This is a genomic window from Nonomuraea longicatena, from assembly GCF_039525605.1.
Lineage (GTDB): Bacteria > Actinomycetota > Actinomycetes > Streptosporangiales > Streptosporangiaceae > Nonomuraea > Nonomuraea longicatena.
In genome coordinates this window covers 201818-214481 of the sequence record NZ_BAAAHQ010000015.1, presented here as the reverse complement: position 1 = coordinate 214481, position 12664 = coordinate 201818, and the positions used below count along the sequence as shown (strand labels likewise).

13 protein-coding genes are annotated in these 12664 nt (G+C 73.2%); 5 read left to right on the top strand and 8 right to left on the bottom strand.

Going from position 1 to position 12664, the window contains the following annotated elements; genetic code table 11:
* Position 1 precedes the first annotated feature (1 nt).
* The 4 genes from ABD120_RS16545 to ABD120_RS16530 are packed head-to-tail and all read right to left on the bottom strand — an operon-like array spanning position 2 to position 4244.
* Entirely contained in the window at positions 2–1312 is a 1311-nt protein-coding gene (locus ABD120_RS16545; protein ID WP_343950780.1) for a hypothetical protein, read from the bottom strand.
* Positions 1305–1910 (bottom strand): RNA polymerase sigma factor, encoded by a 606-nt coding sequence (locus tag ABD120_RS16540; RefSeq protein WP_343950779.1) that lies wholly within the window; start codon positions 1908–1910, stop codon positions 1305–1307. The genes ABD120_RS16545 and ABD120_RS16540 overlap by 8 nt, the downstream gene beginning before the upstream one ends.
* A 53-nt stretch (positions 1911–1963) precedes the next feature.
* Positions 1964–2680, bottom strand: coding sequence for a class I SAM-dependent methyltransferase (locus tag ABD120_RS16535; protein WP_343950778.1), 717 nt, complete (start codon positions 2678–2680; stop codon positions 1964–1966).
* A gap of 22 nt (positions 2681–2702) precedes the next feature.
* Positions 2703–4244, bottom strand: coding sequence for an alkaline phosphatase D family protein (locus ABD120_RS16530; protein WP_343950777.1), 1542 nt, complete (start codon positions 4242–4244; stop codon positions 2703–2705).
* Between the two features lie 204 nt (positions 4245–4448).
* Between ABD120_RS16530 and ABD120_RS16525 the strand changes: the two genes are divergently transcribed.
* The 4 genes from ABD120_RS16525 (at position 4449) to ABD120_RS16510 (ending at position 7443) form a co-directional block, all read left to right on the top strand.
* The gene (locus ABD120_RS16525; RefSeq protein ID WP_343950776.1) at positions 4449–5726 is read left to right on the top strand and encodes a Glu/Leu/Phe/Val family dehydrogenase; all 1278 of its coding nucleotides are present in this window, start codon (positions 4449–4451) and stop codon (positions 5724–5726) included.
* Between the two features lie 164 nt (positions 5727–5890).
* Positions 5891–6082: a hypothetical protein gene (locus tag ABD120_RS16520; RefSeq protein ID WP_343950775.1), complete on the top strand. Its 192-nt coding sequence runs from the start codon at positions 5891–5893 to the stop codon at positions 6080–6082.
* Between the two features lie 10 nt (positions 6083–6092).
* Positions 6093–6572 (top strand): cupin domain-containing protein, encoded by a 480-nt coding sequence (locus ABD120_RS16515; RefSeq protein WP_343950774.1) that lies wholly within the window; start codon positions 6093–6095, stop codon positions 6570–6572.
* A gap of 76 nt (positions 6573–6648) precedes the next feature.
* Positions 6649–7443 carry a trypsin-like serine peptidase gene (locus ABD120_RS16510; protein ID WP_343950773.1) on the top strand — a complete coding sequence of 265 codons (795 nt, stop codon included), beginning with the start codon at positions 6649–6651 and terminating at the stop codon, positions 7441–7443.
* Here the strand turns inward: ABD120_RS16510 and ABD120_RS16505 are convergent.
* Positions 7421–8326: a Gfo/Idh/MocA family protein gene (locus ABD120_RS16505; RefSeq protein ID WP_343950772.1), complete on the bottom strand. Its 906-nt coding sequence runs from the start codon at positions 8324–8326 to the stop codon at positions 7421–7423. The genes ABD120_RS16510 and ABD120_RS16505 overlap by 23 nt on opposite strands.
* A 66-nt stretch (positions 8327–8392) precedes the next feature.
* Between ABD120_RS16505 and ABD120_RS16500 the strand changes: the two genes are divergently transcribed.
* Positions 8393–9091, top strand: coding sequence for a TetR/AcrR family transcriptional regulator (locus ABD120_RS16500; protein ID WP_343950771.1), 699 nt, complete (start codon positions 8393–8395; stop codon positions 9089–9091).
* Positions 9092–9094: 3 nt separating this feature from the next.
* Here the strand turns inward: ABD120_RS16500 and ABD120_RS16495 are convergent, their stop codons facing one another.
* From ABD120_RS16495 to ABD120_RS16485, 3 genes are read right to left on the bottom strand one after another with little or no spacing between them, the layout of a single operon-like run.
* Positions 9095–9700 (bottom strand): TetR/AcrR family transcriptional regulator, encoded by a 606-nt coding sequence (locus ABD120_RS16495; protein WP_343950770.1) that lies wholly within the window; start codon positions 9698–9700, stop codon positions 9095–9097.
* Positions 9701–9709: 9 nt separating this feature from the next.
* Complete coding sequence (locus ABD120_RS16490; RefSeq protein ID WP_343950769.1) at positions 9710–12019, bottom strand: PEP/pyruvate-binding domain-containing protein; 2310 nt, start codon at positions 12017–12019, stop codon at positions 9710–9712.
* Positions 12016–12552: an MFS transporter gene (locus ABD120_RS16485; protein ID WP_343950768.1), complete on the bottom strand. Its 537-nt coding sequence runs from the start codon at positions 12550–12552 to the stop codon at positions 12016–12018. The genes ABD120_RS16490 and ABD120_RS16485 overlap by 4 nt, the downstream gene beginning before the upstream one ends.
* Positions 12553–12664: the final 112 nt, after the last annotated feature.

The following is a 12664-nucleotide window of genomic DNA, read 5'->3' as shown; positions in this document are numbered from 1 at the left end:
CCTACTCGCGGGGCTCCGCCACCTCCGGCTCACCCGCCGAACGCCCGGCGCGCGCGTCGGGGACGGCAGAGACCTCGGGCGCCTCGACCGGGCGGTCGGCGCCAGCCGTCGGCTCGGGGTCGGGCTGTGCGGAATCGGGCCGCGAGGGTGCAGAGTCGGACTGTGCGGGGTCGGACTGTGCGGGATCGCGCCGCGAGGGGTCGGGGTCGGGCTGTGCGGGGTCGGGGTCGGGCTGCGTGACGGATGCGGTGGGCCGAGGGTCCTGCGCGGGCGCGTCGGCGGGCGCCGACGGCCGGGGGTCCTGCTCGGCGTCCGGGCGGGCCTGCTCGGAGGGCGAAGCGTCCGGATCCCCCGTCGCGTCCTTCGGCCCCCCGCAGTCCATCGTGGGGAACCCGTCGGGCGAGTCGGGCGTGGGCAGCGTGTCCACCACCGTGACACCGAGTTCGGCGGTCAGGAGCAGGACGGCGTCCTTCGGCGCCCGCGACCCCTCCGGATCCGCCGCCGTCCCCCTGAGGCCGAGGTAGCGCTGGGTCTGCGGGTCGAAGATGTACTGGAGGAGGGTGCCGTCGACGACCTTGCCGAGTCCCACCCCGGTGCGTCCTTGCGCGTCGGCGACGCCCTGCGCCTCAGCGACACCGGGAATCGCCCGCATCGCGTGGAAGAGCGCCCGCTGCCCGGACTCGGGGAGGTACCCTCTCAGCAGCCACTCGGCCCTGTTCCACGCGTTCCCGTCGCGATCGGCGCCGGCGTCCTGGTAGAGCACTCCGCGCAGGGCCTCGGGATCCGACGACGGAATCGCAGGGAAGCCCGGGTACCCGCAGCCGGCGGACCAACGCTTCGTCTCCTTCTCCCACGCTGCCATCTCCGGCGGCTTCGACTCGCCCGGCCACGGCAGGATCCGCCGGTCCTCGGCCAGGGTCAGCACCGAGCCGTACGGGTCGGCGGGCAGCCACTTCGTCTCCTTGTTTCTCTCCAGGCCACGACGGCCGTCCGCCGTGCCGAAGGCGAACATCCGCATCGTTTCCTTGCGGACGAACTGCCCGGGTCCGGGCGTCGGCTCCTCCATCGACGCCGACGCGGTGCGGCCGGCGCCCTCCTCGCCGCCCGTCAGTGCCACGGCCACGCCGCCGACCAGCGCCACCGTGACCCCGAACGCCGCCGCGACCTGGAGGCTCAGCCTGGGCAGCCGGAACCCGCGCCGCCCCCGCACCGCCTCGCCCAGCAACCGTTCGCGCGCCCGTTCCCGCGCCTCCTCCCCGTACGTCCCGGCCTGCGGCCTGCCCTCGGCGAACACCCTGATCTCGTCATCCACGGTCGGACTCCTCTGCAGTGAAGGGATCGATACCGCCGAGCGCTCTGCGCACCTTGACCCGCAGCCGGTGCAGCCGGGACCTGACCGTGCCCACGGGTACGCCGAGCGCGTGCGCGGCCTCCTCGTAGGTCAGGTCGGCCCAGGCCAGGAGCAGCAGCAGGTCGCGTTCGGCCGGCTTCAGCCGGGTCAGCGCCCGCGCCAGCCGGGGCTGCAGCGACTCGGCGCTGACCCGGTCGGCACTGCGTTCCTCGAAGCCCGCCGGGCGCTCCACCGTGACCTTGGCCATGGCGGCGTTGCGCCTGCGCTCGGCCCTGCGGTGCTGGGCGATGACCTTGGTGGCGATGCCGTACAGCCAGGGCCGGGCGTCGGGCCGACCGAGGTCGTAGCGGTGGCGGACCCGGAAGGCGACGAGAAACACCTCCCCCGCCACGTCCTCGGCGAGTTCGGGGCCGAGCCGCCGGGCGGCATAGCGGTGGATCTCCTCGGCATGCCGGTCGAACAGCGCGGCGAACCTCTCCGGCTCGCTCAGCGACTGCCCGACCAGCGCAGAGTCATCCAGATGTTCCTGAACAACCACCACGTCGCGGTCCTCTCTCAAGCGGTCACCCTGTTGTTGACCGCTGGGGAGAGGACGGTTCCATCCGATTCCGGTCAGGTGCCGAGCCGCCAGCGCGTCATGCCCTGCGGGGCCTCTCGCGCGGTGAAGCCGGCCGCGCCGAGTTCGGCGGCGAGCTCGGCGAACTCGGGGCGGTAGGACTCGCTGTCGACGACGTCCTCGCTGATCACGACGCCTCGGTGGACGATCCGGTAGAACAGCCGCGAGGTGGTCTTCATGGGTGTGGCGGCCAGCACCTGGCCCCAGACCTCGTAGGTGTGGCGGCCGACCCGGTAGGAGCCCATGGGTTCGGGTTCGCCGGGTTCGGCGACCGGGCGCGGGCGCCAGTTGAAGATCAGGTGGCCGCCGGGGCGGAGCTGGCGGGCCAGGACGGGCCACACCCGGGCGCGGTCGGCGGGCGGGAGACCGTACAGGACGGAGATCATCACCACGGCGGAGACGGGCTCGTCGAGGTCGGTGTCGAGCACGTCCCAGGGCAGGACGGTGACGCGGGCGCGCAGGTCCGGGCGCTCGGCCAGGCGCGAGAGCAGGATCGCGCGCATGCCGAGGGCGGGTTCGACGGCGAAGACCTCGCCGTCGGTGGCGGCGGCGATGGTCTCGGTGACCAGGCCGGTCCCGGCGCCGATCTCCAGGACCGGGCCCTCGACGTCCGCGAGCATGCCCGGCAGCAGGGCGCGCACCTCGGGGATGTGCCCGTCGAGGTGCCAGAGGTCGTAGAAGGGGGTGGCGAGCGTGTACTGATCCTGGGTCACAAGCACCCGACGATACCGGCCGTCACCGCAGGCGGGCGCCGTCGATCGGCCGCACGGTGTCGCCGTCCGCCTCGTGCCAGGTCACCTGGTCGGGGAGGGTGAGCGTGGCGAGGGCGTTCTGGAACCAGGGGCCCTTGGTCACCCGCCAGCGGATCGGCGGGCGCGGGATGCGGGCCAGCCGGGCGAGGACGGCCCCGACGAGGGTGGCGACGCCGAACTGGGTGAGGACGTTGGCCAGGCGCAGCACCCGGCTGAGCGGGTTGCGGATGGGCGAGCAGACGACCTGGAAGATGTTGCGGGAGCGCGCGAGGTAGGAGAAGTGGACGTCGCCGGAGAGGATCACCACCGGGACGCCCCGGCCGGCCAGCAGGGTGGCGAGCGCGTCGAACGAGTGCCGGAAGGCGGCCCAGTGCTCCAGGTCGAACGCCTGCCGGAACGACTCGGACAGGCGGGCCACCGGGCGGCCCCAGGCGCCGTCGCACAGCGCCTCGTTCCAGTTCTGCACCAGGTGGACGCCCTCGGGCAGCAGGAACGGGATCGAGGAGCCGAGCACCAGCCGGTCGGCCGGGCGGGCCACCTGCTCCTCCAGCCACGCCCACTCCCCCGGGTCGAGCATGCGGCGCTCGCCCGGGGCGAGCTGCCTGGCGCAGCGGGTGTCGATCATGATCAGGCGGGTGCGGCCGAGGTCGCGGGCGTAGCTCCAGCGGTTGCTGGCCGGGTCGGTGTCGGCGAGGTCGGCGAAGGCGTCGAGGCGCTCGGAACCCGCGCCGCGCATGAGGTCGAGCAGGAGGGGGTCCTTGGCGCGCTCGTCGGGCGAGAGGTTGCCGAGGTGCTGATAGACCCAGTACGCGCCGAGTCCCGAGATCAGCCGGTGGCGCCACCACGGCACCCGGTCCATCGCCTCGCGCCAAGGTTGGGAGGTGTTCCAGTCGTCGCGCACGTCGTGGTCGTCGAAGATCATGGCGCTCGGGACGGTGGACAGCAGCCAGCGGATCGGCGGCTCGGTCCACGCCTGGCGGTAGAGCTCGGCGTACTCCTCGAAGTCGGCGATCTCGCCCTGCGGCTCGCCGGTGCGGCGGGCCCGGACGAAGTCGAGCATCTCCTGCGAGGGGTTGTCGGCGTAGACCTGGTCGCCGAGCAGGAGCAGCAGGTCGGGCCAGTCGCCGTCGGCGGCCGTCTCCAGATGGCGGGCGTAGGCGCGCAGCACGTCGGGGCCGTGGGTGCGGACGGTCTGCGGGTCGTTGGGGACGCTGGTGCGGCAGGAGCCGAACGCCAGCCGCCGGGGGCCGTCCTCGGGGATCAGCCGGATCCGGCTGGGCGGCGCCCCGTCGAGCGGCCACACGGGTGTGTCGTCGAGGCTGACGCGGTAGCCGGGGACGTCGCCGGTCAGGCCGACGAGGTCGACGACGGCGTAGTGGTGGCCGTGGACGGTGAAGGTGGTCGAGGAGTGGTCGCCGTCCGGCGTGTGGACGGTGACCGTGGCGGGACGGTCGGTTTCGACCCAGATGGAAGCACTGGTCACATCGACGTAACGCAACATCGGACCGATCACCAACGCGGGCATCCAACCCCCTGGTATGACAGTTTCGACGAGGATCGTCTCCAGCCTGCCAGACGCGGTGCGGAAGCAACGGTTCGGCAGCGAATCGGACATGATCCCTGCTCTCACAAATCACCACGAATTAGGCTGATCACGACAAGTACGCCCAAGGCATGGCAATGGCGCCGCTGCCGTTAATGGGCGTCCATACCGGGAGGACTCTCTTCCATGACCGTCATGGTGCCGTCAAGGACGCCGGCCCTGATCACCCCGGGCCGTCAGGCCCTCGACTCCGCCCTTCACCAACTCGGCCAGGCCGCCGAGCACCTCGGGCTCGACGACGGGCTGCGCACGATACTCGCCACGCCGCGCCGCTCGCTGACCGTCTCCGTCCCCGTCCGCCGTGAGGACGGCCGGATGGAGGTGGTCCAGGGCTTCCGTGTCCAGCACAACGTCTCACGCGGGCCCGCCAAGGGCGGCATCCGCTTCCACCCCGGCACCGACCTCGACGAGGTCACCGCCCTCGCGATGTGGATGACCTGGAAGTGCGCGCTGGTCGGCATCCCGTACGGCGGCGCCAAGGGCGGCGTGGCCGTCGACCCCGCCGCGCTGACCACCCGCGAACTGGAGCGGCTGACCCGCCGCTACGTCAACGAGATCCTGCCGATCATCGGCCCGGAGAAGGACATCCCGGCCCCCGACGTCGGCACCGACGAGCAGACCATGGCCTGGATCATGGACACCTACAGCGTCAACGCCGGGTACTCGGTGCCCGGCGTGGTGACCGGCAAGCCGATGACGCTCGGCGGGTCGCTGGGCCGTACGGGGGCGACCGCGCGCGGGGTGCTGATCGCGACGCTCACCGCGCTCGGCCGCTCGCCCGAGGGGGTGCGCGTGGCGGTGCAGGGCTTCGGCAAGGTGGGCGCCCAGGCGGCGCGCTACCTCGCGGAGGCGGGCTGCGTGATCGTGGCCGTCTCCGACGCGGGCGGCGCCGTCCACCGGGCCGCCGGGCTCGACGTGGCCGGGCTGCGGGCGTGGACGGCCGAGGCGGGCGGCGTGTCCGGTTATCCGCACGCCGACGCCATGGATCCGGCCGACCTGCTCGAACTCGACGTGGACGTGCTGGTACCGGCCGCGCTCGAAGGGGCGATCACCGAGGACAACGCGCCCCGGGTGCGCGCCCGGCTGATCGTCGAGGGCGCCAACGGGCCCACGACACCGCAGGCGGACGAGATCCTGGCGGCGACCGGCACGACGGTCGTGCCGGACATCCTGGCCAACGCGGGCGGGGTGATCGTGTCGTACCTGGAGTGGGTGCAGAACATGCAGGCCCTGCCGTGGAGCGCGGCGGAGGTCGAGCGGAAACTGACCGCGATGATGCGGGAGGCGTACGGGGAGGTGGCGGCGCTGGCGTCGGACCGAGGCCGCACGCTGCGGCAGGCGGCCCACGCGATCGGCGTCGGACGCGTCGCGGAGGCGCACCGGGCGCGCGGTCTCTACCCCTGACGGCCGGCCCTCCTGACGGCCACCCGCCGCACCGGGTGGCCGCCCTTCCAGGGCCACGCTCACCGGCCGCGCCACCGTCCGCCGCGACGGCATCGACTTTGGTCGGCGCCCGGCCGCCCATCGACGGATGCGGCGGCCGGTGCCGCTGCAGGATCGTGGAGGGCATGCGAGAGATTCTGGGATTCATCGTCATCGTGCAGGGGTTCGGCGCCTTCGTCGCCCGCGCGTTCTTCGACCGCGACTGGGGGTTGCTGCACCGCATGGTCGAACTGCCGACCGCGGCCTACCTCGGCATCGGACTCGCCGGACTCGCGCTGATCGGGTGGGCGCAGGTGGACAAGAAGCGCCGGGGTTAGGCTCGGCCCCATGACGTACCCAGACCCGCTCTACTTCGGCGACAACGGCGAGGCCAGCGCCACCTACCGGCCCGCCGGCACCGCCCCCGACCTCGTCCACGCCAACGGGACCCGTGTCCACTACTTGTCCACGGGCGCCTCCACGGGCGGGCTGTTCGGGTTGTACCACTGGGTCATGGGTCCGGTGCCCAGCGGTCCCGGGCCGCACTTCCACCGGTCGCTGTCGGAGTCGTTCTACATCCTTTCCGGAAGCATCCGGATCTACGATGGCGACGACTGGATCGACACCGCGCCCGGCGACTGGATCCACGTCCCGCCGGGCGGGGTCCACGGCTTCCGCAACGAGTCGGGGGCGCCCGCCGAGATGCTGATCCACTTCTCCCCCGGAGCGCCGCGAGAGGGGTACTTCGAGGGCGTCGCCCACCTGGGCGAGATGAGCGAGGAGGAGAAGGCGGAGTTCTTCCTGCGGCACGACAACTACTGGGTCTGATTATCCGGCCCCACGACGGGGTAAAGAAGAGTGTCGCAGCCCAGGGCGCTGATCATCGTCGCCCTACAGTGGACGCGTGCTCCGGCTGATGGTCTCGCTCGCCCTGCTCCCGTTCCCGCCTCCCCTCGCCGGACCGCCCCAGCGGTCGGTGCCCGTGCCGAGGGTGCTGACGCCGGGCGGCGACCGGCTCGGCTACGCCCCCGCCGTCACCACCAGGCCGGAGGTCGGCGTGCTGGTCGGGCGCGACCCGATCGACGGCCGGGAGATCGTGTGCGGCGGTTCGGTGGTCCGCTCACGCAGCCGCAGCCTGGTGCTGACCGCCGCCCACTGCCTCTACCACCGGGGGCGGCTGCTGGAGCGGCTGGAGTTCACGCCGGGCTTCCAGGGCGCGGGCTCACCGCTCGGCGCCTGGAGCGCCGTCCACGCCTGGGTGCCCGCCCGATGGCGGGAGCGGCCGGGGGCGCCGTCGCGGCTGCCGTACGACGTGGCCCTGGTCGGGGTGGCGCGCAAGGGACGCACGCTCGGCGAGGTGGCGGGCGGCGGCCTGCGACCGCTGACCGGGAGGAGCGGCGCGCGGAGCCTGGACCTGCTCGGGTATCCGGCCGGTCGCGACTACCCCGGCACCCGCCTCTACCACTGCCTCGCGCGGACCGCCCCCTACCGGGGGGTGCTGGTGACGCACAACTGCCACGCCGCCGGTGGCGGCAGCGGCGGGCCCGCCGTCCGCGGTGGCGGGGTGGCCGCCGTGGTCTCCTCGTCGAGCCCGCTGTCGGACCCGGACGGTTTCACCGTGCTGGCGCCGCTGGACTCGCGGGCCTTCCGGCGTATGCTCGTCCGGGCCGAGACGGTCATGCGGGAGGAGCCGCGCTGAGGGCGTCGGCGACGATGTCCTCGCAGATCCGGTGGGTGAGCAGGGCGTCGGCGGCGTCGAGCACCCGACCGGCGGCGACCGCGTCGAGGAAGGCCAGGCACACCTGCTCGATGCCCCGCTGGCGGGACACCGGAACCCAGTCCGGCCTGCGGTGCAGTACCTCGCCGCCCCGATAGTCGAGCACGTCGCCCAGGTTGACCACCCGCCGTTTGACGCCCGCGCCCATGACCTCGCAGCTCTCCTCCGAGGCCCCGCTGACCCGGTTCATCACGCCGAGGGCGGTGAAGCCGTCGCCGGACAGTTCCAGCACGAGGTGCTCGACCAGGCCGTCGCGGACACGGGTGCGCACGCGGGTACCGGTCACCTCGCCGGGGACGAGGAAGCGCAGCGTGTCGACGACGTGGATGAAGTCGTCGAAGACCACCGGCCGGGGCAGGTCGGGGTGGTCGGCGCGGTTCTTCTCCATGAGCACCAGGTCGCGCGGCAGTTCGGTGAGGGCCGCGTAGCCGGGGGCGTACCTGCGGTTGAAGCCGGTCATGAGCGAGCGGCCCGCCGTCCGGGCGAGCGCGGCCAGGCGTTCGGCGTCGGCCAGGTTGTCGGCGATCGGCTTGTCCACGTAGACGTGCACCCCGGCTTCCAGGAGCGCCGTCACGATCTCGGGGTGCGCGGCCGTGGCCGCGTGCACGAAGGCCGCCTCGACGCCCGCCGCGATCACCGCCTCCACCGAGGTGAACCGCTTGGCGACGCGGTGGGCCTCGCCGAGGCTGCGCAGCCGGTCGGGGTCGCGGGTGCACAGGTGCAGGTCGAGGCCGGGCTGGGCGGCGAGCACGGGAAGGTAGGCCTTCTCCGCGATGTCCCCCAGACCGATCAGGGCGGTCTTCATCGGGCCAGACTAGCCCGGGCAGAGCGGTGCTCTCGTTTACAGTCAGCGCTCTGGTAGCGTGCCCGCATGAGCGTTGGAAGGAGCGCGCGCGAACGCGTCAGAGCCGAACTCACCAAGGAGATCACCGACCTGGCCCGGCGGCAGCTGGCCACCGACGGCGCGGGCGGGTTGTCGCTGCGGGCCGTCGCCCGCGAGATGGGCATGGTCTCCTCTGCCATGTACCGGTACTTCCCGAGCCGCGACGATCTGCTGACCGCGCTCATCATCGACGGCTACAACGCCGTGGGCGAGGTCGCCGAGCGCGCGGACGACGGCCACGACCCGGCCGACCGTCTCGGGCGCTGGCTCGGCCTGTGCCACGCCGTCCGGGACTGGGCGCTGGCGCACCCGCACGAGTACGCGCTGATCTACGGCTCTCCGGTGCCCGGCTACCAGGCGCCCCAGGAGACGCTCGGGGCGGCGGGCCGCGCGGTGACGGTCTTCGGCCGGATCGTCGCCGACGCCACCGCCGCAGGGGCGCTGCGGCCGCCGCCCGGCCTGCCCGAGCCGCCCGCGGCCGTCGCGGGCGACGCGCGCACGCTGCGGGAGATCCTGCCCGGCGAGACGGACACGGCGGTCTTCCTCGCGGTGACGGCGTGGACCGGGTTGTTCGGGTGGCTGACGATGGAGGTGTTCGGCCAGTTCGAGAACGTCATCGAGGAGCGGCGTGCCGCCTTCGAGCACACCATGCGCAACCACGCCGCGCTCATGGGGCTGCGCGGCTGAGGCTCACGGCACCGGCGCCGACAGCAGCGGCACCATCACCTCGTCCACGATCTGCACGATCAGCTCCTCGGTCACCGGCTGGTGGTGGAACAGGACGTAGTGCCGCATCAGCGCCGCCCCCGTGGCCATGCGGCGCGGGGTGACGGACACCTCGGCGATCTCACCCCGCTCGACGGCCCTGCGCGCCACCTCGATCATCATCCGGCGGGCCGCGCTCGGGAAGTCCTGGCGCAGCAGCGCGGCCTTCGTGGGGTCGGTCAGCACCTCGCTGAGCACGGCCCGCAGGGCGAGGCCCGGGGTCCCCTCCATGGCGGCGGCGACGCGCCGCAGCGCCTCCAGCAGGTCGTCGCGCAGGTTGCCGGTGTCCGGCACGTCGCCGCAGGCGGGGAAGCGGGAGTAGACGGCGGCCGTCACCAGGTGGATGCGCGTGGGCCAGCGCCGGTAGACCGACGCCTTGCCGGTGCCCGCCCGCCCCGCGACACCCTCCATCGTCAGCCCGGCGTAGCCGACGTCGGCGAGTTCGTCGAGCACGGCCTGGAAGATGGCGTTGTTGAGTGCCTCGCCCCTGCGGCGCGGCTGCTTGCGGTGGTCGGTCGCCATAATCGCCATACCGGCATCCTAAGGAGATCCACTCACCCGGCCCAGGTCCCCGTCCACGACGACCCGCTGCCCGTCGGTGAGGACGGCGGTGCCGCCGCAGGTACCCATGACCGCCGGGATGCCGTACTCCCTGGCGACGATGGCGGCGTGCGAGCCGGGTCCGCCGGTGTCGACCACGACCGCGCAGGCCCGCTGGAACAGCGGCGTCCACGCCGGGTTCGTGTACGGGCAGACCAGCACGTCGCCGGGCTCCAGCCGGCCGAAGTCGGCGGGCCCGAGGATCACGCGCACCGGCCCGCTCACCCGCCCGGGACTCGCCGGGGTGCCCGCCACCAGCGCGTCGCCCGGGTCGGGCGCGGGGAAGACCGCACGCGGGTCGATCATCCTGACGCCCTCCAGTTCCTCGCGTTTGGCCGCCCGCGCCGAGACGATCGACCGCAGCCGTTCCCCGGTCGCCTCCGAGTCCGGGTCCTTGATCCGCTCCAGTTCCTCCAGGCGCAGGTGGAAGACGTCCTCCCGCTCGCGCAGCCCGAGCCGCCCGCCCATCTCCAGCAGCGCGCGGCGCAGCAGCGGCTGCGGCATCGTGAAGTAGAAGTGGCTGTCCTCACGGAAGGCGAACCCCGCCCGCGCCTTCGCCACCAGCCGCCGGATCCGGGCCCGCCGCCGGGGCGGGCGCAACCTCGGATGGCGCAGCAGCGACGCCAGCGGATCGGGCTCCTCCGGCCGCTCGTCCCCGTCGGCCAGCACCTTGAGCAGCCCCCGTACGGTCTCCGGGTCGTCGCCCCAGCCGGGCGCGGAGACCAGGACCGGGCTGATGGTCTCGCGGTGGCCGTACTCGTCGAGGAAGCGTGCGAACGCCGCTTCGAAGCCGGGCTCGTCCAGTCGCCTGGCGAGCGCGGCCAGCTCGCGGTTGGTGTCCTCCGTGCGGGTCCTGGCGCCGGCCACCAGCGCGGAGGCGTGGCCGCCCAGGCCGTACAGCCGTAGCCCCGCGTGCAGTTCGACGACCGCGAGCGCGCTGCCGGGCAGGTAGTCGACGCGCAGGTCGGCGACGACGCGGACGAGGTCGAGCACCTGGCGCGGCACCGCCTTCAGCTCCGGCCAGCGCAGGCTCGCCAGGTCGGCGGCCCTCATCCTCTCCACCCGGGTGAGGTAGTCGGAGAAGCGGGGGTCGCGGGTCCAGGCGGCGGGATCGTACGTCCTGGCCTTGCGCAGGAGCCGCACCGGCAGCGTGAGCAGGCGCCGGGTGGGTCTGATCGTGGGCGGGACCATCCGGTAGGCGACGCCGTCCTGCTCCTCGATGGCCTCCTCGAAGGAGGCCCTGATGCCGACCATCCGGTCGGCGACCTCGCCCATCAGGCCGGCCGGGCCGTACGGCAGCCAGCTCGACATGTCGATCGGATAGGGGCGGACCGGCATGTACTCCAGCAGGACGCCGCCGATGCGGCGCTGGGCCGCGTTGAGCCTGCGGGTGAGGGGCGGCGGCGGCAGCGCGGTCATCGGCCTGGCCTGCAGCAGCGACACCCGCCCGGCGGCGTAGGCCCATTCGAGGTCCATGGGGCGGCCGAAGTGGGCGGCGACGCGGGCGCCGAGGGCGGTGAGCTCGCGCAGCGCCCAGGCGGGCAGCCGGGGGCCGCCGGGGCCGTCCGGGCGCTCCTCGCGGGTGCCGCCGCCCTCGACGCTCCTGACGACGACCTCACGGCGGCCCGCCCGGTAGTGCAGCGGCCGCCCCTCCCGGTCGAGGACGTAATGGTCGGGGGTGACCAGGCCGGACACCACGGCCTCGCCGAGGCCGGAGCTTGCGTCGGCGACGAACTCGTCGCGGGCGCCGGTGACCGGGTTCGCGGTGAACAGCACGCCCGCGATCTCGGCCTCCACCATGCTCTGCACCACGACCGCGATGGCGACCCCGTCGTCGGCGATGCCGCGCCTGGCCCGGTAGGCGACCGCGCGCGCGGTGAACAGCGAGGCCCAGCAGCGGCGGACCGCGTCGAGCAGCTGCCGCTCGCCGACGACGTTGAGGAAGGTGTCCTGCTGCCCGGCGAAGGCGGCGCTGGGCAGGTCCTCGGCGGTGGCGCTGGAGCGCACGGCCACCGGCCCGCCCCCCAGCCGCTCGTACGCTCCCACAAGCTCCTTCCGCAGCTCGGCGGGCAGTTCCACGTCCGCGATCTCCGTGGCGGAGGCGACCAGGCCGTAGGCGGCGGTGGTGACGACGAACCCGTCGGGGACCGGCAGGCCGAGCCGGAGGAGTTCGCCGAGGTTGGCGCCCTTGCCGCCGGCCCGGTCGAGATCACGGCGACCGAAGTCGCGCAGGGGTGCGACGAGTGTCATGTGGGCTCCTCAACGTGTGCGGTGGTGCGCAGTGGACGTACGGGCAGCGCCAGCGCCAGCAGGAAGGCCACCCCGAGCAGGGGTGCCATCAGGGCGAACACGAACGGTACCGCGTCGGCGAAGGCGGTCATGGCCGCCCGGCCCATTGCGGCGCCGGCGGACGGGAGGCTCGCGCCGTCCGGCAGGCGGACGGTGATCAGCGCGCCGATCATGAGGCCGCCGCCGCCCACGCCCTGGAGCACGCGGAAGAGCAGGAACTGCGGCATCGAGGTGGCCAGCGCGCTCAGCGCCGCACCGGCCACGAAGATCACGATGGCGGCCTGCATGAGCGGCTTGCGGCCGTACCTGTCGCCGAGCCCGCCGTACACGGGCATCACGACGGTGGCCGCGACCAGGTAGGCGGTGACGATGGCGGGCAGCTGGCCGAACCCGCCGAGGTCGGCCGCGATGGCGGGCAGCGCGGGCGCCATGATGGTCTGGTCGAGCGCGCCGAGCAGCATGGCCAGCATCAGGCCGGGCAGGGCGAGGGGCATCCGGCACCTTCTTAGAGAACGAAGCGTTCTCTAAGAAGAGTAGATCAATCCCCGGTGAACGAGAAAGGCACGACTCAGATGAGCCGTGCCCTTTTTCCGGAACGTCCGGTGA

What these genes read in the sequence shown, in the direction of transcription:
- ABD120_RS16485 (WP_343950768.1), bottom strand. Translation starts at nt 12,552, where the DNA reads ATGCCCCTCGCCCTGCCCGGCCTGATGCTGGCCATGCTGCTCGGCGCG.
- ABD120_RS16500 (WP_343950771.1), top strand. Translation starts at nt 8,393, where the DNA reads ATGAGCGTTGGAAGGAGCGCGCGCGAACGCGTCAGAGCCGAACTCACC.
- ABD120_RS16525 (WP_343950776.1), top strand. Translation starts at nt 4,449, where the DNA reads ATGACCGTCATGGTGCCGTCAAGGACGCCGGCCCTGATCACCCCGGGC.
- ABD120_RS16495 (WP_343950770.1), bottom strand. Translation starts at nt 9,700, where the DNA reads ATGGCGATTATGGCGACCGACCACCGCAAGCAGCCGCGCCGCAGGGGC.
- ABD120_RS16520 (WP_343950775.1), top strand. Translation starts at nt 5,891, where the DNA reads ATGCGAGAGATTCTGGGATTCATCGTCATCGTGCAGGGGTTCGGCGCC.
- ABD120_RS16490 (WP_343950769.1), bottom strand. Translation starts at nt 12,019, where the DNA reads ATGACACTCGTCGCACCCCTGCGCGACTTCGGTCGCCGTGATCTCGAC.
- ABD120_RS16505 (WP_343950772.1), bottom strand. Translation starts at nt 8,326, where the DNA reads ATGAAGACCGCCCTGATCGGTCTGGGGGACATCGCGGAGAAGGCCTAC.
- ABD120_RS16530 (WP_343950777.1), bottom strand. Translation starts at nt 4,244, where the DNA reads ATGCCCGCGTTGGTGATCGGTCCGATGTTGCGTTACGTCGATGTGACC.
- ABD120_RS16515 (WP_343950774.1), top strand. Translation starts at nt 6,093, where the DNA reads ATGACGTACCCAGACCCGCTCTACTTCGGCGACAACGGCGAGGCCAGC.